At 63.3% G+C, this 21,402-nt stretch carries 10 protein-coding genes; 4 read left to right on the top strand and 6 right to left on the bottom strand.

Annotation, left to right across the window (positions count from 1 at the left end; all coding sequences use genetic code 11):
- Positions 1 to 73: 73 nt before the first annotated feature.
- Both OKA05_RS14475 and OKA05_RS14470 read left to right on the top strand, forming a co-directional pair.
- Positions 74 to 1,573: an FAD-dependent oxidoreductase gene (locus OKA05_RS14475; protein WP_264487876.1), complete on the top strand. Its 1,500-nt coding sequence runs from the start codon at positions 74 to 76 to the stop codon at positions 1,571 to 1,573.
- A 518-nt stretch (positions 1,574 to 2,091) separates the two neighbouring features.
- A complete protein-coding gene (locus OKA05_RS14470) occupies positions 2,092 to 6,564 on the top strand; it encodes a beta strand repeat-containing protein (protein WP_264487875.1) in 4,473 nt (1,490 codons plus the stop codon).
- A gap of 258 nt (positions 6,565 to 6,822) precedes the next feature.
- Here the strand turns inward: OKA05_RS14470 and OKA05_RS14465 are convergent, their stop codons facing one another.
- The 6 genes from OKA05_RS14465 to OKA05_RS14440 all read right to left on the bottom strand — a co-directional run bounded on the left by OKA05_RS14465 (position 6,823) and on the right by OKA05_RS14440 (position 15,345).
- Positions 6,823 to 7,389, bottom strand: a complete 567-nt coding sequence (locus tag OKA05_RS14465; RefSeq protein WP_264487874.1) for a ribonuclease H-like domain-containing protein — start codon at positions 7,387 to 7,389, stop codon at positions 6,823 to 6,825.
- A 67-nt stretch (positions 7,390 to 7,456) separates the two neighbouring features.
- Positions 7,457 to 8,308, bottom strand: coding sequence for a class I SAM-dependent methyltransferase (locus tag OKA05_RS14460; protein ID WP_343226966.1), 852 nt, complete (start codon positions 8,306 to 8,308; stop codon positions 7,457 to 7,459).
- A gap of 50 nt (positions 8,309 to 8,358) precedes the next feature.
- Entirely contained in the window at positions 8,359 to 8,742 is a 384-nt protein-coding gene (locus OKA05_RS14455) for a hypothetical protein (protein WP_264487872.1), read from the bottom strand.
- Between the two features lie 65 nt (positions 8,743 to 8,807).
- Positions 8,808 to 9,806 carry a M28 family metallopeptidase gene (locus tag OKA05_RS14450; RefSeq protein WP_264487871.1) on the bottom strand — a complete coding sequence of 333 codons (999 nt, stop codon included), beginning with the start codon at positions 9,804 to 9,806 and terminating at the stop codon, positions 8,808 to 8,810.
- Between the two features lie 115 nt (positions 9,807 to 9,921).
- Positions 9,922 to 14,619, bottom strand: a complete 4,698-nt coding sequence (locus tag OKA05_RS14445) for a ThuA domain-containing protein (RefSeq protein WP_264487870.1) — start codon at positions 14,617 to 14,619, stop codon at positions 9,922 to 9,924.
- Positions 14,620 to 14,982: 363 nt separating this feature from the next.
- Positions 14,983 to 15,345, bottom strand: a complete 363-nt coding sequence (locus OKA05_RS14440) for a putative quinol monooxygenase (RefSeq protein ID WP_264487869.1) — start codon at positions 15,343 to 15,345, stop codon at positions 14,983 to 14,985.
- Between the two features lie 269 nt (positions 15,346 to 15,614).
- Between OKA05_RS14440 and OKA05_RS14435 the strand changes: the two genes are divergently transcribed.
- A complete protein-coding gene (locus OKA05_RS14435) occupies positions 15,615 to 18,389 on the top strand; it encodes a bifunctional aconitate hydratase 2/2-methylisocitrate dehydratase (RefSeq protein ID WP_264487868.1) in 2,775 nt (924 codons plus the stop codon).
- A 130-nt stretch (positions 18,390 to 18,519) separates the two neighbouring features.
- On the top strand, positions 18,520 to 21,381 hold the full coding sequence (locus tag OKA05_RS14430; RefSeq protein ID WP_264487867.1) for an aconitate hydratase: 2,862 nt from the start codon (positions 18,520 to 18,522) through the stop codon (positions 21,379 to 21,381).
- The last annotated feature ends 21 nt before the right edge of the window (positions 21,382 to 21,402 follow it).

The following is a 21,402-nucleotide window of genomic DNA, read 5'->3' as shown; positions in this document are numbered from 1 at the left end:
GCGATTGTTGGGGCTTGTTCTAGATTCCCTTCCCACGGCCACGCCGTGTCTCGACAAAAAAACCTACTTTTTCATGATCCAAGACGTTCTCGTCCTCGGAGCCGGCAGTGCTGGCTTGATCGCCGCCCTCTCCGTCAAAAGAAAAATCCCGCAGCTCAACGTGCGCATCGTCCGCAGCCCGGATATCGGCGTGATCGGCGTGGGCGAAGGGACGACGCCGAATTTCCCACGGCACATCTTCGACTACCTCGGGATTTCGCGAAAGCACTTCTACGAGCTCGCCGAGCCGACGTGGAAGCTCGGCATCCGCTTCCTGTGGGGCGAGCGCGGGCGCTTCGACTACACCTTCGCGCCGCAGCTTGATGCCCACTGGTCCGACTTGCCGAGGCCGAACGGCTTCTACTGCGACGAGGAGTTTTCCTCGGTCGACATCACCTCGGCATTGATGCGGCAGGACAAGGCCTTTCCGCGCCAGCCGAGCGGTGCGCCGGACATCCAGGCGTGGCATGCCTTCCACATCGAGAACGCGAAGTTCGTCGAGATTCTCGAGGTCGTCGCGCGCGAGGCCGGCGTCGAGGTCATCGACGGTCGCGTGACCGGGGCGGACCGCGGCCCGCAAGGGATCACCGCCGTTCACCTTGAAGACGGGCGCAAGTTGGAGGCGGACTTTTTCATCGATGCCAGCGGCTTCCGCAGTGAGCTGTTAGGGAAGGTGCTGGAAGAGCCGTTCGAGAGCTTCGACAAGACGCTGTTCTGCGATCGCGCCGTCGTCGGCGGCTGGGAGCGCAGCGAGAGCGAGCCGATCCTGCCGTACACCACGGCGGAGCAAATGGATGCGGGATGGAGCTGGCAGATCGAGCACGAGCACCACGTCAACCGTGGCTACGTGTATTCATCGCAGGCCATCTCCGACGACGAGGCGGCCGCCGAATTCAAGCGCAAGAACCCGAAGGTTCCCGAGGCACCGCGGATCGTGAAATTCCGCAGCGGCTGCTACAAGCGGCTGTGGGTCGACAACGTCATTGCCGTGGGAAACTCCGGCGGCTTCGTCGAGCCGCTGGAAGCCACGGCGCTGATGGTCGTCTGCTCGCACTGCCAGACCTTTGTCGATTTCCTGCTGCACTCGGAGTTGGATCCCACGCCCTCGATGCGCGATCTTTACAACGAGCTGGTGTCCCAAGGCTGGCACGACATCCGCGACTTCCTGGGCCTGCACTACAAGCTGAACACGGCCCTGGACACGCCCTTCTGGAAGCATTGCCGGGCGGACACCGACCTGTCCGGCATCGGCGCGTTGTTAGAGTTCTATGAAGAGAATGGTCCCACCGGTTTCTGCCGCTACCGGATGGGGTCCAGCCAGAATGACTTCGGCATCGAGGGCTACTTCGTGATGCTGGTGGGAAACCGCGCCCCCTACCGGAAGCGCCACGCCGCCTCGCCGCAGGAGAAGGCGATCTGGGAGGCTCATCGCCAGGCCAATACCAACAAGGCGAAGCAGGGGATCGATGTGAAGGAAGCACTCTACTACGTGCGCCATCCCGGCTGGCAGTGGAACGCCGAGAAGCCAGCCTGACCGACCGGGTCGGGAAGGGATGATTCACAGCCATCAGGCGATTCTGCCTGGTGGCTTTTTCGTCGGTCGGGATCCAAGTCAAGGAGGAGGCGCGGAAGAAAGGTGGGTTCGGCTCCGCCTTCGAATAGCCGTCGTTCGCGGCTCCGAGTGGCTGACTGTCTTCCTTTGGTCTAGCAGTTTACGTAAGAGCCGCAGGTTATCGGGCTAACGGGATCGGACTCCTCGAAATGGACTTAAACCAGAGGATACAAGCCATCTTCGAAGACTGCCGGGGGGTGATTGAAACAGGTTGTTGACCTCGCGTGACGGTATTGCCCCGGGGAATTTCAAAACTCGTTTGCAAATGGGTGCATCAACCTGAGGGTCGCCCACCCCAAGTTGACATGCCAAACGCATTTCAGACACGGGAGAACCCAAATTGATAGATCAAACGCACCCGCCAGCCTGGCGGTCGCGAAACCCGTAGAGACCCGTCGGCATCAATGATGGCGGTGGGTCCCGCAAATCCCGAGAAACCCATGACGAACCCGACCTCAATCCTGACCACGCGGGCATCTTTGTCCGCGACTGCTTCGCACAACGCCCGCTGGTTCGCCAGCCTGCTTGCTGGCTCCGCCATGCTTGGCGCTCCCGCCCTTGCGGTGGGCAATTTCTGGGATAGCGACACTCCCCCCGGCTCCACTGACTGGAATACCGCTGGCAACTGGAGTGAAGGACGCGTTCCCGCCAATCCCAATGGGGCACCGACCGGTGAAAATTACGATGATGCCATCGTCAACGATATCGACCCGGCTTATCCGATTCTGACTGCCAGCCCGGCAGCCAGTGTGCGTGACGTCAAGGTGGGTGTGAATGACCTCACGACCGGCCGGCTCGATATCCGGGCGGGAACCCTCATCGGAGCCGGTTGGGCGGTGGTGGGTGACAACGGCGGTTCCGGAACGCTCAATATCGCCAACACCGCGGCGTCAGGTGGCACGTTCACTGGCTTTGGCTTGGGGAGCGCTAGCTTTCAAGCTGGCTTCCGGCTTTACGTGGGGGGCGAAGGTACCGGCGCTGCGGCGGGGACCGCGAACGTGAACACTTCCGGAACCATTGGGATGAGCGAGGAACTCGTCGTCGGCAATGGCAGCGGCACCGGTGGCACGCTCAACTTCGACAACGGCACCATCAATGTGGGCGGTCAGACCTGGTTCGGCCAAGGTGGCGGAGGCGTCGGCAAACTCAGGATGTCGGGAGGAACCCTCAACTCGAATTCCTGGATGGCCATCGGTCGCGAAGGTGGCACTGGCACGGTCGAGATGAGCGGCGGCACCTGGAACCGGAATGGGGGAGCCGAAGCCTTCATCGTAGGTTCCAGCGGGGTGGGGGAAATGACAATGACGGGCGGCACGGTGAACGTGTCCCCGGTCACGTGGATCGCGGAAGGTAGCGGTGCCAACGGCTCCAAGCTTACCTTGGGCGGTTCCGCGATTTTCAATACTCCGATCATGTCCGTGGGGCCGGAAGGCACCGGCACGCTTGAACTCAACGGCGGAACGCTGCGGACCGGCCGCATCACCGGCAAGAGGGCGTCCGCCACCGGTGGTGGCACCGAAGCCGACGGCGGGGTCGGAACCATCAACTTCAATGGCAGCCAGATCGTCGCCACCGCGCCAAACAGTGCTTTCATTGCTGATGTCAATGTCCTGAACGTCGCGGCGGGTGGCTTGCGGATCGACTCCAATGGCTTCGACGTGGGGGTTCCGGCGGTACTTTCCGGTGCGGGCGGTGTCTTGAAGAGCGGTGCAGGCACCTTGTCCCTCGGTGGGGCGAACGACTTCATCGGAGCATCCACCGTCACCGGTGGTACGCTCAATGTGAGCACGGACTCGACCGGCGGCGGCGCTTTCACGGCGACCGATGCCACCTTGGGAGCGGTGCAGGCCATCGATGCCGGCGTGCTGCAGATGTCCTCGCTCACGCTGACCAATGGCGCGCTTGCTGTCACCGCTGCGACAGGTGTCACGGGGAATCCCACCGCTGCTCCGATCAAGGTCAACGGGCCGCTCACCCGGACCGGCCAGATCGCGATCAACTTGATCGATGACCAGCCGGCTGTCGGCCAGTTCCCGGTGGTCGCCTACACCTCGAAGCCCGGCACGGGCACGTTTGTTCCCGGAAAACTCCCGCTCGGCGTGACGCTGACCGCGGGCACTCCGATCGTGGACAGCGGCTCGGTCATCTCCCTGAACATCGCCCGGGTGAACGCGCCCTACTGGATCGGCTCGGGTGGCGGCGTCTGGAACACCACGACGGCGAGCTGGCAGAACCTCTACACGGGCGGACCAACCACTTACATGAACGGGGATCCTGCAGTCTTCGAGGATCTTGTCACGAGCCCGGTGACCTACGACGTCATCCTCAATTCGACTGTCTCGCCGGGTGCCGGCGGGGTGATCTTTGACAACGACCTCGACGACTTCACGCTCACGGGCACCGGCAAGATCAGCGGCACCACCGGCCTCATCAAGCGCGGCTTCGGCGGGCTCACCATTGGCAACCTTCTCAATGACTTCACCGGTCCGGTGACAATTGAAGAGGGTGTCGTCTCGGTCGGACTGTTGGGCAATGCCGGCAGCCCCAGCCCCTTGGGCGCGGGGAACCTGGTGCTGGCGGGGGGCACGCTCAACTACACGGGTCCTGCTGTCTCGGTCACCCGTGGCTTTGATATCAACGCCCCGACAAACACCACGCCGAGCGAACTGGTGATCGCGAGCAACGTGACCATGAGCGGTCCGGTGACCGCGACGGCAGGCAAGTTCCGCCTTTCCGGCGCGGGTGTCCTGACCTTGAGCCACGGTGGAGTGATCTCGTTGGCAAATGGTCCGCAGGATGCCGAGCCGGCATCGCTGGTGATCGACGGTAAAGGGCTCACAATCAATGGAGTGGGCCAGACGGCGAACGTCATCGGAAACACCCAGATAGGAGTCGCGAATGGCGCCACCACGGCGCTCACGGTCGCCGGAAATGCGATCCTCAACCTGAACCGCTTCCAAGTCGGCTTCGGCGTGGGCTCTACACCAAGCGTCCTGATCCAGGATTCGGCGAGAATTCACAAGAGCGCCACCGGCTGGCTGTCGATCGGCAATAGCAACGACAGCGTTGCCACGGTGACCGTCCGCAATAGCGGCAGTCTCATCTCCGACGGCGGAGACTTCAACATTGGGGACACTGGCACTTCCAATGGCACGCTGACCCTTGAGAACAGCGCCGCGGTCACCTCCATCGGCCCGGTCTTCATCGGCAAGAACGGCACCCGGGGAGCGGTGAACTTGAGCGGGAGCTCCACCATGTCCTCCGGTCTGACGGAAGTTGCCGGCGGCGGTGGGTCGCAGGGCTCTCTGAATGTGGTGGGCACGTCCACCTACACTTCGAATGGCGCGCTGCTTGTCGGGCCGGGGGTGGATTCCGCGGGTGTCGTGACCATCGACGGGTCCGGCAGTTTCCAAGGCAACACGTATGTCTCCGTCGGCTTCAACGGCGGCGGCACGATGACCATCAAGGGCGACGGCTCGTTCAACAACTCCGACGACTTGTCGGTCAATGAGAACGGAGCTGTCCCGGCCCTGGTGACCGTGCAGGACACGGGTTCGCTTGCGATGGGGGCGAACCTTTACATCGGGCGAAACGGCACCCGGGTGGGCACCCTCACCGTCTCCGGATCCGCGACGGTGGATCAGACCAATGCGGCTTCGAACTTCTTCGTGGGCCTCGCGGGGGACGGCACGCTGAATATCTCCGGCACCGCAGCAGTCACCGCGGGCAGCGCCAATGGCGTGGTCCTCGGTCAGGATGCCAGCGGGGTCGGCACGGTGAATCTGAATGGCGGCACGCTCACTGGAAAACGGGTCTTCGGAAACAGCGGAACCAGCACCTTCAACTTCAACGGCGGCCTGCTTCGTGCGGGTGCCGGGGCCAATCCCGACTTCATGGCCGGCGTGGACAACGCCCTGGTGAATGCCGGTGGCGCCCGCATCGATAGCAACGGCCAGAACATCGCCATCAACCAGCCACTGCTGGTCGGCACCACCGCGGGTGGTGGCCTGACCAAGTCGGGAGCCGGCACGCTGCGCCTGAGCGGCGTGAACACCTACACCGGGGCTACGACCGTCAGCGGGGGTAACCTCGGCGGCACCACCACCATTGCGGGACCGCTGGTCGTGCAGACGGGGGCGGGCATCGAGCCGGGTGCAGTGACTGGCACGCTCACGGCGAATGGTGGAGTCACCTTCAGCTCCGGCTCGAAATTCCTCGTGAACATCGACGACAGCCAGACCGCCGACAACGGGCTCCTGGCTACCACGGGGAACCTCAATGTGACCGGGGTGGCCTTGCAGGTGAACCTTGCGGGGCCCGGGGCTCTTCCATCCTACACCATCGCCACCGCGGGCTCGGTCACCGGACCGTTCGCGTCGGTGCCGGCCGGGGTGAACGTGACCTACAATGCGAACAGCATCACCATCACGCCGCCGACGGCCACGCCCTTCCAGTCGTGGATCAACGGCTTCGCGGTGAATGGCCAGACCGGCGCCGCCCAGGATCCGGATAGCGATGGAGTGACCAATCTCGAGGAATTCGCCCTCGATGGCAATCCGGCCAACGGCAATGCCACCGGCAAGGTCCGCTCGCGGATCGAAACGGTGGGTGGCCAGCAGGCGCTGGTGATCACCCTGCCGGTGCGTGTGGGTGCGATCTTCGATAACACCCCGGGTCCGGGAGCGGATGCGACGGTGGTGGCGGATGACGTGGTTTACCTGATCCGGGGCTCGAACGACCTCGTGAACTATAACCAGGGCGTCACCGAGATCGCGCCCAGCACGAGCAATCCCAACATGCCAGGGCTCAGCGATCCCACCAAGTGGGGCTACCGGACCTTCCGCCTGACTGGAGCGATCCCGGCGCGGGGCCCGAGGGGCTTCCTCGACATCGAGATTCAGGACGCTCCCTGATCTGATCCGGCCAATTCCCAAGGTTCTTGGCTTCAGAGCCCCGGTCGCCTCGTGCGGCCGGGGCTTTTTCCGCCTTGGCACCCCGGGGTTCCGGCCCTAGAACCCGCCCGCCATGTATACGACCAAGCAGATCGACGTCACCGTGAAGATCTTCATCGTCTGCCTCATCGCCTTCTTCTGCTGGGCAGTGTGGGGCGTGCTGGGAATGCTCGGCGTGGTCGGTTGAGCCGATTCCCGTGGGCTCGTCCGGCCCGTTTTTTACGTCCAGCCGACGGTGACCTCCTGAAGCTGGCCGCCGCGGTCGTGATACTTGATGTGGCCGTTCGCGAGCGCGTATTCGTGGACGCACTTGGTCACTTTCACGTCGAAGGCGCAGTACTCGGCGATTTTCATCAGCGGCTCGAAGCTGCCGGTCTTCTTGTGTTCCTGCCACCACTTGAGGGCGTCGAGGCCGTCGGCGGATTTGCCGGTGCCGAGTGAAGCGGACGCCGCGGCATCGAGCTTCATGCGGAAGCCGAGCGTCTCCTGCAGCGCCAGCATCATGTCCAGATTCACGGTCTGGGCCGGCAGGTCGTAAATCGTGTAGCCCTGCAGGACGGGGTAATCGAACTCGACGTGGTTCCAGCCGACGACGAGGTCGGCGCGCACCAGCTCATCGACCAACTCGTTGATGTCGTGTTCGCCGTAGATCCGGTAGCCGCCGCGGGTGGTGCTGTAGGTCACGGCCACGGAAATGCCCATCTTGTCCTTATGGGCGGAGCCGCCCACGTCGCCGAAGCTGCGCTGGGTTTCGAGGTCGAAATAGACGATGTTCTTGCCGGACACGGGCGGAGCCTAGGCGGCGTGCCGCGAGTCCCGCAACCCTTGAGGCATGCTGGGAGGAGACGGCGGTTCAGGCTCTCTCGGCCACCAAGCCGAACATCAGCGGAATCGAGGGCTTGCCGTCCGGCGAGGTCCACCGTCGGCCGGGGAGGGACTTCATTTCCGCGAAGGGCTTCCAGCCGTTGGTGAACTCGTACTCGTGGAATTCCCGCAGGGTCAGCCCGGCTAGGATCACCGCACCGAGAATGTCGCCTAACCCGCGCTGGAATTCGTAGCAGGGGTGCGGATTGTTGAAGGGTTCGGCGGGCGCGACCGGTCCCGACGGGGTGAGGCCGCCGCAGGAATCGGCCACGTAGTCGCGGATGCCGTCGTCCCATGCCAGCGGCTCGGCCATGCGGTAGTCGTATTTCGGTTCGCCCTGCTCATCGAAGATCATCGCGACCGGGTGAAACTCGACGCACACGAAACGTCCGCCGGGATTCAGGACGCCAGCCACGCCTCGCAAGAAGGTGCCGAGGTCCGAGAGCCAGCACAGCGCGCCGTAGGAGCAAAACACCGTGTCGAAGCGGCGTCCTGCGTTCACGGCTGCTTCCAGCCATGGGTAAACGTCCGAGCGCTCGAAGGTGGCGGCGATGCCGGATTCTTCGGACAGCCGGGTCGCGAAAGCGATCGCCTCGTCGCTGATGTCCACGCCGGTGACCTCTGCGCCGAGGGCGGCGATGCCGAGGGTGTCTTGGCCGGAATTGCACAGGAGGTGCAGCACCGTTTTTCCCTGCACCGTGCCTAACAGGCCGGTTTCTTCCGGGAACAAGGTGCTGCCGCCACCGCGCAGGAATCCGGCTTGGTCCGGCTTGTGGCGGTTGTGCGCCACGGTGGCCGCATTCCACGACAGGCGATTGGCTTCATGGAAATCGGGACGGATCACCGCAGCAGGGGACGAGTTGTTCCGGGCCGCGTCAACTCCCGGTCAACTCAACCGGCGGTCGGCAAGGGATAGCAGGCCATTTCCTTGAGCTCTGCCCAGGTCGGTGCCTCGACGCCCGCCGCCAGCTTGATCAACGCATCCTTTCCGGTCTCGCGGCACCACGTGCGGATCCGGGCCTCGATTGCCAGATAGGGGGCATCGTAGTCCTCGCTGAATTGGACGACGCCGAGCACCGGATAACTGCCACCGGGGAATTTCGTGCGGGCCATCGCGAAAATGGCGAGTTGGGAGCCTTTCGGGATCAGGTCTGCCGCCAGCTTCGGCAACTCGCGACGAATCACCTCCAGGCAGGGAATGATCAAACTCATATCCCACGCCAGCAGTTCGTAGATCGGGGGCTCGAGCGGGGTGAAATAGATGTCCAATTCCATGGGGAGACCGGGGCAGCGTATCGATCCAGTCGTGCTCGTCACGACTTTCCCGACGTACGATGTAATTACAGTCCGGTCGAGAGGAGCTTCGAGGCCAAGGCGTCGATGGCCTCGCGGCGGTCCAAGTCTTTTACCCCGGCCCAGCGGCAAAGTAGCGGGAAAAACCGGCCGGCCGAACGGCGGAAGGTCCCGGCTTCGAAAGCGACCGTGTCCGCGGCTCCCGCGGAGGGCTTGAGCTTCCCTTCATCGGCACGCAGCAGAACCTCGAAGGACAACTGCGTGATGCGGGCCATCTTGGCGTAATTCAGGCGGTCCGGAGTGTCGGTCGGCTGGTGATAGTGCTCCCAGCGGCCGCAGGAGAAGAAGAGGTAGGGGATGCCGCTTTTCCGGAAGACCCCGTGATCGCTCATGTCGCCGACGTAGCGGTTCAGCGTGGCGATCAGCCGGAGCTTCTTTGGCAGCGTGATCCCATTTAACAGCCCGGGGAGTTCCGGGTGGCTCTCCGCGCCGGTCGCGAAAAGCAGGTCCTTGAAGAGCGCCATCGGCACATCGTGCCCCACCAGATCGTAGATCATCGCGAAGTGGACGCCGCGGTCGTCGAGCTCGTCTTCGGCGAAGCGGATGCTGCCCATGGGCGGGCCCTGGAAATACGGCGGTTCCTCGGCGTCGAAGATCGCGACGATCAGGTCGCGCTCGAAGCCGCCGTGCTTCACCGCGAGCTCGCCGAGCGCCAGGCAGATCGCCACCGCGGCTCCGTTGTCGTCCGCGCTCGGAGCGGGGATGGCGCTGTCGTAGTGGGCTCCGATGAGCAGCGGGGCCAGCGAGCGATCCCGTCCCGGCACCACGCCGGCGAAGTTGGTGAAGGCGATGCCTTCCCATTCATACGGCAAGGCGAAGCTGGTGCCGCGGTAGGGCAACAGCCCGATCTCCTCCAAGCGCCGCGCGACGAAGCGCTCGGCCACCGCGTGGCCATCCGTGCCGACCATGCGGCCCTCGGTGCGGCATAGTTGGTAGACGTCGGCTTTCAGCGCGGCGGTCACGCGGGAGATGTCGGGAAAGGTCATGGAAGGTGCGGTGCTGGAAGCGCGGGCACAGCTCGAATTCTCCGTTTGGACCTTTTCCGGCTGAGCGCTCAAGGGACCATTCTGCGGGCCAGCGGCCCGCGTTCCCAGCGGGGGACTAGTCGGGCGACACTTTCAAGAATAGCCGCTCGGCGGACTCTGGCGGCAACAGGCTCTGTGGGATCACAAAGCCGGTGGTGGTCGCCGGCCAGCTCGCGGCTTTCCAAGTGCCGGCGGTGGTCCACGTCTGGAGATTGGTCGAGACCTTCAGTTGATAGAAGCGGCCGGGGACAGTCCTGACGGTGGCGATGGCGGTTGTGCCGCCGGCACCGGGCTTCACAGTGAGCGCCATCAACACGCTCGCCGCGTTGGTCGGGTTCGTGCCGGCCTCATGCTCTTCGGCGTCGGTCATGCCGTCCTTGTCGGTATCCGCGGTGCCGGAAAGGCTGGTGAGGGTGGACGAATAGGCGAGCTCCCACTTGTCGGGAAGGCCGTCGCCATCTTCGTCCGCCTTGCCGCCGAAGCCGAGCGAGACGGAGTAGTAGTAATTCCGCGTGAGGTTCGTGACCGGATAGCCCTTCAACACGGGGGCCTGGCCGAGCGAGATGCTGCTAGCGACATTGGTCACGTCGTAGCTGTAGAAGATCTGATCGGTGCCGAAGTACTCGTAGGAGATGACTCCCGGGCCGGTGCCGCCGGTGCCATCGGCATTGGCATCCACGAAGCCGGCTGCGATCTTCTCGCCCGCGCCGATGGTGACATTCGCCGGTGCACTGGAGAAGGCCACGTCATTCACGCCGAGACTGTAGCCGGTACGGGTGGTGCCGATGGCGACCACAGTGAAGTTGTCGTTCGCATTGACCCGCACCAGGAAGGGCGTGACCGGATCGCCGACCCGAGAGGCGTGGAAGCGGAAGCGATCCACGCTCACCGTCATCGGTGCGCCGGAGTTGTTGATGAAGGTATCGGTCTCGTTGATCACGAAATTCGAGTTCGCGCCGTCGACCGCGAAGCCGTTGGCCGCCTGCGCGCCGTGGCCGATTTCATACGCGGAGAGCAGGTAGCTGATGGAGAACTGGTAGTTCCGGTTCAGCGTGGTGTAGAGCTCTGTGCCAGGGTCGGGAGCTTGGCCGAGGGTCACGGAGCCGGCATCCGCGTCCGTCTCGCCGCCGCTGTACCAGATTTCCGCGCCGCCCTCTTCCCAGTCGACGATACCGGCGAGCGTGCCGCCGGAGCCGTCCGCCTGGGCATCGATGAAGCCGATCGCGAGCTTTTCGCCGGCAGCCAGTGGCACCACCGTCTGGCCGTCGGAGAAGGCCACGTTATTACTACCCAGCACGTAGTTCGTGCGGGTGGTGCCGATTGCGACCACGGTGAAGTTGTTGTTGCCGATCACTTTCACCACGAAGGGCGTGACCGGATCGCCAATGCGGCCGGCATTGAAGTGGAAGCGATCGAGCGCGACGGAGATCGTGGAGCTGGTGTTATTCGTGTAGGTCGCGTTCTCGTTGATGACGAGGTTCGAGTGCCACAGGTCCGGGCCGTGCGCATTCGGCGGGGTGGGGCCGGGGATGCCGATTTCGCCGCCAGCGTAGAAGCTTCCGCTCTTGGTGCAGGAATCGGCGTCCATGCCGAGGATCCAGTCGGCCACGCGGGCGACGGCTTCATCATCGACGATGCCCTTGGCCAGCGGAGGCATGGAGATGTGTGGCTCGATGGTGTTCATGCGCAGCAGCATGATCGAGTTCTCGATGCTGCCGGCTTTCACGACGGCCGGGGCTGGCGCGCCGAGGCCATCGATGACGGGTCCGCAGAGGATGCCCTGATTCGGCAACGGGGTGGTGAGGCGGGCATCCCAGAATGCACGCGAGCTACCGCCGGGCTGGTGGCAGTGGGAGCAATTGCTATCGAGATACGAGCGCACCCACGCCTCATCCGTCACGGTGGGGCTGTCGTGGGACGACGAGGTGAGGACGTTGGTGAGATCCGCGACCGTGAGTGCGGGATTGATGAAGCCGGCGACACTGAGGGATTCAATCTGGTTCGCCGTGCCGCCGCCAGGGTAGGCCAGGCTGCGATTGAGCTGGCGGGTGCGGAAGCCGAGCACCGGGCCGGCGGCGGCGGTGTGGCACATGTTGCACTGGGCGCGCGACGGGTAGAGGTATTCGAAGGTCTGGCCATCCACGGTCAGCGTTTCCTCCATGCCTGCTTCTAACAAGTCCGCCTCGGTGCTGTTCGCGCGCCACTTGTAGGTGACGCCGCCCCAGCCATCGGTGCCGTGGACGAGCAGGCGCGTCTCAAGCGGCGCATCCGTATCGGGCCGCGCGAAATGCTTCACGAAAACGGTGCCGACGGGGAACTGCCAATTGCCGGTCGCACTGTAGGTGATGCGCTCGGCCGCGGTATTGGCCACGCCATCGTTCGGCAAGATGACCCAGCGCTTCTTGTGCATGCCGGCGCTCCACAGCGGCATGTTCACGTCGAAGGGGATCATGAACGCCGCGGGTGTCAGAGCGGACAGATTGGTGAAGACGCCGGTCTGCGAAAGCAGCGGCGGATACTGCCAGGTGCCACCACCGGGCGGTCCAGCGGGCTTGATGCGGGATATCTGTGCGGCGCCATTCACACCGGCACCGAGCTGGAGCAAGAGCGGCTCGCCATTCGAATCGATGCCAAAGGAGCTGACGCCTTCCCAGATACCACCAGCGCGACCGGTGGCGATCGGTTGGACGCCGGTCTTGGCCTTCGTCACCGGGTCGAACTCCAGTGCGTAGACGTTCTGCGTGCCATTGTCGGCGAAGAGATACTTGCCCTGGAGGAATGGCATCGCCGCGCCGCGATAGACATGGCCACCGATGATGCAGTTGCCGATGCCGTGGTTGTAGTCGTGGATGGGTGCGCGATCGATGCCGATCAGTGGATTCGGCATGGTGGTGTAGCCGTTGCCCGTGCCTTCCTTGTAGATCCACTGGAAGTTCAGGCCGGGGGCGTCCATCAGGTCGACCTCTTCCCAGGTGTTCGCGCCGACGTCGCCGATCCAGAAGCCGGACGCGGGGTCGTGGCTCATGCGGTGCGGTTCGCGGAGGCCGATGGCGTAGAATTCCTCGAGCACCGCGGCGGTCGCGCCCTCGTGCGGCTCGGCCCACGGGTTGCTTTTAGGAACGTAGTAGTTCTGGCTGTAGGAGCCGAGGCCCGCGGGCTGGCGGCGGATCGGCCGGCTGATGGCCCCGCCTTGCATGTCCACATCCATGCGGAAGACGCCGGAGCGAGCGCGCTCATTGAGCTTCTGGGTGTCCTCGATGGCGCTGTTGCTCTCATCGCCGCCGTCGCCGAAGGCGAGGTAGAGAAAACCATCCGGCCCGAAGCACATGCCTCCGCCTTCGTGGCCCTTCGCGATGTCATGGAGATTCAGCAGGATCTGCTCGCTGGCGGGCGTGAAAGCCGTGCCATTCCAAGTGAAGCGGGCGAGGCGGTTGTAGAATGGATTGTTGCCGTCCACCAGCGCGTCCGGCGAGTCATTGGCCGGGTGGTGGACGTAGTAGACGTAGAGGAAGTCCTTGTTCACGCCTTGGCCGAACTGCGGGTGGAAGGCGGTGGAGAAGACACCGCCGTGCTTGTGGGTCGGCGCGCCGACGTCCCAGTTGATGTACCAGACCCGGTCGGTGATGTTCAGCACCGGGGTGGCGGTGGTGGTCGCGTCGCTATCGGTCAGCTTGAAAACGCGGCCGTCCATTTCCACCACCATGAGCTGGCCGGGTTGGCCGGGCCACGGCTTTGCCTCGATGGGCGACTCCCAATTCAGCGTGGGGAATGCCTTGGTCACCTGCACGCCGGTGGGCACCACGGAGAGTGTCGGCAGCACGCCATTCACGAAGGGCGTGACCGCCTTCGGTCCGCCGAAGCCGCTGACACCGGTGGCGTGGGCGCGCAGCGAGATTGCGGTGGGACTCGGAAAGTCCGACGGGGTGGTGGCCGGTGGATTGATGCCGGCGCACCATTTCACCGCACGGCACAGCGTATCCTGGAAGGCGGCGCAACGCATGCCGGCGGGTTCCACGTCGCCGGGGAAGATGTGGCCATAGCTCGAAGCATAGACGCGGCCGGTGCCGTAGTTCGTCGTCCACTCGACGGGGAACTGGAAGAGCGACTCCGGGTCCTTGGCATAGGAGAGAACGGTCAGGTTATTGGCCGGGCCACGAGTGTAGCGCCAGATTTCCATGTTCGCGGCCATCCATGAAGTCGGCAGGCCGGCGTGGATCGGGTGGTTGCCGAGGCGCTTCACCTGCACGTTCACGTTCGCGCCGTGATTGGTGAAGGCGTAGGGACCGGGCAGGTTGGGGTTGTGAATCTGGAGCTGCTCGCTCGCGCTGATCAGGATGGTCTTGCCGACGTCCGCGTTGTTCCAGCGCAGGCCGAGCATCTCATTGTAGGCCGGCCAATCGGGGAATGCCTGGCAGGCCTCGTGGAAGGCTACGAAGCCACCGCCGGTGTTGACGTAGTTGGCGAAGGCCGTTTCGACCGCCGCTGGCCAGCGCGGTTCGCCACCGGCGCTGTTGCTGTAGCCGGAGATCACTACGTCGTAATTCGCAAACGACGGGGACCACGTCGCCCAGCCGGGATCGCTCGCTGCGCCGGGCGTGATGCTGACATCGACGTCGAAGGATCCGTCGCGCGACAGGATCGCGGTCAGGATGTCCTTGCGGTTCTGCCAGTCGTGATTGCTCGCGCCTTCGATGAGCAAAACTTTCGGACGCTCGGCGAAAGCCGTGCTAACGAGCAACAAGAGGGCGCTGAAAAGGATTCGGGGGGAAACCATGGCAATCCGGTGGGGGGTCCGGGTGTGTTTCCGGCGGGGGCCGGAGCACGATGGAGTTTTTTGGAAAAGCGATCTAATCACGCCTTCGCGGGCGCGGCGAGGCCTTTAAATTACGGATATTCGAACAATCTGTCTGCCAAAATGTTAGCAGGGGTCGGCAATCAAGAAGCGGGCCCGGCTAGGGGCTTTAGAAAAATTGTTCGCTCAGGTACCGCTGCAATGGGTGTGGCCGGAAGCCGTGGGACTTCGCCTCGGGAATCCGTCGCCAACATAGCGAGCGCTCCGCTCACAAGAGCGATCACAGAATGCTTGTGGCCTTTATGATCTGGAACGCCTCGCCGCTGGTGTGTGGTCTGAATTTTTTCACCGCTCGATCCCGGCCTTGAGGACGAACCACGCCGGATTCAGGTGGCCGAGCGGCCCGCGGAGCTTGTCGATTTCCTCGGCCGGGCCGTGGAATTCGAGGCGGAGGAGGTCGGAAATGGTCAGCATCCGGCCGAGGACTTCGCCGACGTTTTCCAAGTGGGCCAGCACGCCCTCCCCGCCGACATAGCCTTCGCGGCAGAAGACCTCGTCGCCATTGACGGTGAATTCGTAAAAGAGACGCGCCGACTCGGTGCGGGTCTTCGCGATGAAGTCGGCCATGATCGCCTCCGATTCCTCCTGTTTGCCGGGGTGGAGTTTGAAATAGGGGTGAATGGTAACGAGGTTCTGAGGAAGGCTCATGGCGGCTGGCACTCTCGCGAAATATCCTGTCGCCGCAAGCCCGTTAGCGGCGGGTGGAGAGAGGTCATTTACCGGGTTTCTCTCCAAGGCGGTTAGGGGCATGCGATCCTCTGTTTGAAGAGCCTTTTGACTTTTTCACACTGGCTCCTAACCTCCGCGCGGCGAAGGGGAGGAATGCCTTCGCCGTGAGCCTTTGTTCCTAGCTATCAGCGATTTGGCACTGGCGCCGCTTCATCTCCCCGTGAATTCCCATCGATCGATTTAAGAAAATGCATCTTTATCAGGACTACTTGGCGGAAATTGAGGAACGCAAAGCCGCAGGTTTGCATCCCAAACCCATCGATGGGGCCGAACTTCTGGCCGAAATCATCGCGCAGATCAAAGACCCCTCCCACGAGCATCGGAAGCAGTCCCTCGATTTCCTGATTTATAACACCCTCCCCGGCACGACCAGCGCGGCGGGTGAGAAGGCCCGATTCCTGGAGGAAGTCATTCTCGGTAAATCGGTTGTGGCGGAAATCTCCCCCGCCTTCGCCTTCGAGCTGCTCTCCCACATGAAGGGCGGGGCATCCATCCATACCCTTCTCAATCTCGCGCTCGGCGAAGATGCGGATATCGCCCCGCAAGCCGCCGAGGTTCTCAAGACCCAAGTCTATCTCTACGACGCCGATACCGCGCGCCTCAAAGCCGCCTACGAGGCCGGCAACCCGGTCGCGAAAGACATCCTCGAAAGCTACGCCGCCGCCGAGTTCTTCACCAAGCTCCCGGACGTCCTGGAGGAAGTCCAAGTCGTCACCTACATCGCGGCCGAGGGAGACATCTCGACCGACCTTCTTTCCCCTGGCAATCAGGCGCACTCCCGCTCCGACCGCGAGCTGCACGGCAAGTGCCTGATCACCGTCGAGGCTCAGGAAGCCATCAAGGCCCTGCAGAAGCTTCACCCCGACAAGAGCGTCATGCTCATCGCGGAAAAGGGCACCATGGGCGTGGGTTCCTCCCGCATGTCTGGCGTCAACAACGTCGCGCTCTGGACCGGCAGGCAGGCCAGCCCCTACGTGCCTTTCGTGAATATCTTCCCGATCGTCGCGGGCACCAACGGCATTTCGCCGATCTTCCTCACCACCGTCAGCGTCACCGGCGGCATCGGCATCGATCTCAAGAACTGGGTCAAGAAAACCGACGCCGAAGGCAAGGTCGTGACCAACGACAACGGAGATCCCGTTCTGGAGCAGGCTTACTCGGTCGAAACCGGAACCGTCCTCACGATCAACACCAAGGAGAAGAAGCTCTACGGCAACGGCAAGGTGTTGGCCGACATTGCCTCCGCGTTCACCCCGCAGAAACTCGAGTTCATCAAGGCGGGCGGCTCCTACGCCATCGTCTTCGGCAAGAAACTCCAGACCTTCGCGGCCGAAACGCTGGGAATTGAAGCACCCGCGGTCTTCGCTCCCGCAAAGGAAGTTTCCCATCAGGGACAGGGCCTCACCGCCGTAGAAAAGATCTTCAACCGCAATGCCGTCGGCACCACTCCCGGCCTGACCTTGCACGCCGGTTCCGACGTCCGTGTGAAGGTCAACATCGTCGGCTCGCAGGACACCACCGGCCTGATGACCTCGCAGGAGCTGGAGGCCATGGCCGCCACCGTCATCTCGCCCACGGTCGATGCCGCCTACCAATCCGGCTGCCACACCGCGTCCGTGTGGGACAAGAAGGCCCAGGCCAATATCCCGAGGCTGATGTCCTTCATGCAGGGCTTCGGGCTCATCACCGCCCGCGACCCAAAAGACGGCTATCACGCGATGACCGACGTCATCCACAAGGTCCTCAATGACCTCACCGTGGACGACTGGGACATCATCATCGGCGGCGACTCCCACACCCGCATGTCCAAGGGCGTCGCCTTTGGCGCGGACTCCGGCACGGTCGCCCTCGCTCTCGCCACCGGCGAAGCGACCATGCCGATTCCCCAGTCCGTCAAGGTGACCTTCAAGGGCACGCTCAAGGCCTACATGGATTTCCGCGACGTGGTCCACGCCACCCAGGCGCAGATGCTGAAGAAATTCGGCGAGAACGTTTTTCAAGGCCGCGTCATCGAGGTCCACATCGGCACCCTTCCCGCCGACCAGGCGTTCACCTTCACCGACTGGACCGCCGAGATGAAGGCCAAGGCGTCCATCTGCATTTCACAGCCCGAAACCCTCATCGAATCCTTGGAAACTGCGAAGAACCGCATCCAGATCATGATCGACAAGGGCATGGACAACGAAAGCCAAGTCCTCCAGGGCCTGATCGACAAAGCCGACAAACGCATCGCTGAAATCCGCTCCGGGGAAAAGCCGCCCCTCGCTCCCGATGCCACTGCCAAGTATCATGCCGAGATGGTCGTGGACCTCGACATCATCGACGAGCCGATGATCGCCGACCCCGACGTCAACAACGAGGACGTCTCCAAGCGCTACACCCACGACGTCATCCGCGGCCTCTCCTACTACGAAGGTAGTAAGGCAGTTGACCTTGGTTTCGTCGGCTCCTGCATGGTTCACAAGGGCGACTTTAAAATCGTCGCCAAGATCCTCAGGAACCTCGAGCAGAGCCAAGGCAAGGTGGAGTTCAACGCGCCGCTTGTGGTCGCCGCGCCAACTTATAACATCATCGACGAGCTCAAGGCCGAAGGCGACTGGGACATCCTTCAGAAGTACTCCGGCTTTGAGTTCGACGACAACGTGCCCAAAACCGCCGCCCGCACCGAGTATCAGAACATGATGTATCTCGAGCGCCCGGGCTGCAACCTCTGCATGGGCAACCAGGAAAAGGCCGAAAAAGGCGACACGGTCATGGCCACCTCGACCCGCCTTTTCCAAGGCCGCGTCGTGGAAGACACCGAGCGGAAAAAGGGCGAGTCCCTGCTGTCGTCCACCCCCGTCGTCGTCCTCTCCGCCATCCTCGGCCGGACTCCGAGCTTGAACGAATACAAGACCGCCGTCGAAGGCATCGACCTCACCACCTTCGCCCCACCGGTGAGTGAGCTGGTGGCTGCTTCCTAACGCAGCGGACCGCGGGTCTTGAGCCCGCCCCACGACATCGGCTCCCGGGCTCGGAAAAGCCCGGGAGTTCTCGACAGGTACTGCGGGATGCCTCTGGAAGTTTCATGCCACTGTTGTATAGAAGCTTCCCATGGACACTCTCCGCACGTTCAAGACCGGCACCGGTGCCGACGGCAAATTTTTCTCCCTGCCCGCACTGGCCGAACAAGGCTTCCCGAATCTCCCCAAGCTGCCGGTGTCCATCCGGATCGTGCTGGAGTCCGTGCTGCGCTGTGTGGACGGCCGCAAGGTGTCCGAAAAGGACGTGGCGAACCTCGCCAACTACAACGCGAAGGCACCCGGCGAGTATGAGATCCCTTTCACGGTCGCCCGGATCGTGCTGCAGGACTTTACCGGCGTGCCGCTGCTGGTGGACGTGGCGGCCATGCGCGATGCCGCGGTGAAGCGCGGCGCGGCTCCGGAAAAGATCGAGCCGCTGGTGCCCGTGGACCTCGTGGTGGACCACTCGGTGCAGGTCGATTTCGCCGGCTCGCAGCTCTCGCTGGACCGCAACATGGCGATCGAATTCATCCGCAACCGCGAGCGCTATGAGTTCCTCAAGTGGGGCCAGCAGGCTTTCGAGACCTTCTCGGTAGTGCCTCCGGGCATCGGCATCGTCCACCAGGTGAACCTTGAGTACCTCGCCAAGGGCGTGCTTTCGAAGGACGGCGTCTATTATCCAGACACGCTTGTTGGAACTGACTCGCACACAACGATGATCAACGGCCTCGGCGTTGTGGGTTGGGGTGTGGGCGGCATCGAGGCGGAGGCCGGGATGCTCGGCCAGCCGGTGACTTTTCTGGTTCCGGAAGTGGTCGGCGTATACCTCACCGGCGAGCTGAAGGAAGGTGTGACCGCCACCGACATGACGCTGCGCATCACCCAGATGCTGCGGAAGCACGGGGTGGTGGGCAAGTTCGTCGAATTCTTCGGCCCCGGCGCGAAGGCACTCAGCCTGCCCGACCGCGCCACCATCGCGAACATGGCTCCCGAATACGGCGCGACCATGGGCTTCTTCCCGGTCGATGAGGAGACCATCGCCTACATGCGCGGCACAGGCCGCTCTGAGGAACTCTGCACCACGGTGGAGAACTATTACAAGGCGCAGGGCCTGTTCGGCATCCCCGATAAGGGCGAGTGTGAATACACCGACCAGCTCGAGCTGGATCTCTCCACCATCGTTCCGTCCGTCGCCGGGCCGAAGCGCCCGCAAGACCGCATCGATGTGACCGCGCTGCGCGAGACCTTCGACACGCTCTTCAGCGCGCCGGTGTCCGCCGGTGGCTTCGGCCTGGATGCCGCCCAGCGCGAGATCCGCGTGAAGCTGAGCATGCGGGAGAAGGCCGGTGTTTCGGTCGATTCGTTGCTCGCCACCGATGGCAACCACAAGCCCTTCGAAGGTCGCCCGCGCAACGAAGTCGAGATGGTTTCCAATCGACCGACGCCTGACGTCGTCGTCGATCCCGATCTTTTCGAAGGTGGCCCGGTGGATCTCGAACTCGGCCACGGCTCGATCCTGATCGCCGCTATCACTTCCTGCACGAACACCAGCAACCCGAGCGTGATGATCGCCGCGGGCTTGGTGGCGAAGAAGGCGAATGCGCTCGGCCTGACCGTCGCGCCGTACGTGAAGACCTCACTGGCTCCCGGCTCACGCGTGGTTACCGATTACTTCGAGGCAACCGGCCTGCAGAAGGAGCTGGACCAGCTCGGCTTCCAGACTGTCGGCTACGGCTGCACCACCTGCATCGGCAACTCCGGCCCGCTGCACCCGTCGATCGAAGGCGCGATTTCCGAGGGTAGCCTCGTCTGCGCCTCGGTGCTCTCCGGCAACCGCAACTTCGAGGCCCGCGTCCACGGCTCGATCAAGGCGAACTTCCTGATGAGCCCGCCGCTGGTGGTCGCCTACGCCCTTGCCGGCCGCGTCGACCTCGACCTGACCACCGAGCCGCTTGGCAATGACAAGGATGGCAATCCTGTCTTTCTCAAGGACCTCTGGCCGACCCACCAGGAGGTGAAAGACCAACTCGCCACCGCGCTCAAGCCCGCCGTCTATCAGAAGCTCTACGGCGACCTCGACTCGGCGAACCCGAAGTGGGGCGAGATTTCCGGCAGCACCGGCGCGACCTACTCGTGGGATGAGAAGTCCACCTACATCCAGAGCCCGCCCTTTTTCGATGGCGGCGCAACGGTCGTCGGCGACATCCTCAATGCCCGCCCGCTCGGCATCTTCGGCGACTCCGTCACCACCGACCACATCTCGCCCGCGGGATCGATCAAGGCGACCTCGCCGGCCGGCAAGTACCTCATCGAGAACGGTGTCGAGAAGGCCGAGTTCAACTCCTACGGCGCGCGCCGCGGCAATGACCGCGTGATGACACGCGGCACCTTCGCCAACGTCCGCATCAAGAACCTGATGTGCCCGGGCGTTGAAGGTGGCTACACGCAGTACTTCGGCGATGCGGAAGTCTCCGCGCCCGACCAAGCGATCGAGGCCGTGGAAGGTGCCAAGCCGACCTTCATCTACGATGCCTCGATGGCCTATCAGGCCGATGGCACCAAGCTCATCATCATCGGTGGCGAGGACTACGGCATGGGTAGTAGCCGCGACTGGGCCGCCAAGGGCACTCGCCTGCTCGGTGTCTCCGCTGTCATCACCAAGTCCTTCGAGCGCATCCACCGCAGCAACCTGATCGGCATGGGAGTGCTGCCGCTGAACTTCATCCATGCGGATGACTACGACCGCGTGAAGGGCCTCACCGGCGCGCGCTTCGACATCACTGGCATCTCCGGCGAGCTGAAGCCGATGCAGGACGCCCTGCTCGTCTGCCACCTGCCCGACCACTCGCGCGTGGAGTTTTCGCTGAAGGTCCGCCTCGATACCCCGGCGGAGGTGGACTACTACCTTGCGGGAGGTATCTTGCCCTACGTGCTGGATCAGATTCTGGCGTAAGGCTCCTTTGAGGAGCGACGA

The sequence above is a fragment of the Luteolibacter arcticus genome (assembly GCF_025950235.1).
Classification (GTDB): domain Bacteria; phylum Verrucomicrobiota; class Verrucomicrobiia; order Verrucomicrobiales; family Akkermansiaceae; genus Haloferula; species Haloferula arctica.
This window is presented reverse-complemented; position numbering and strand designations above follow the sequence as displayed.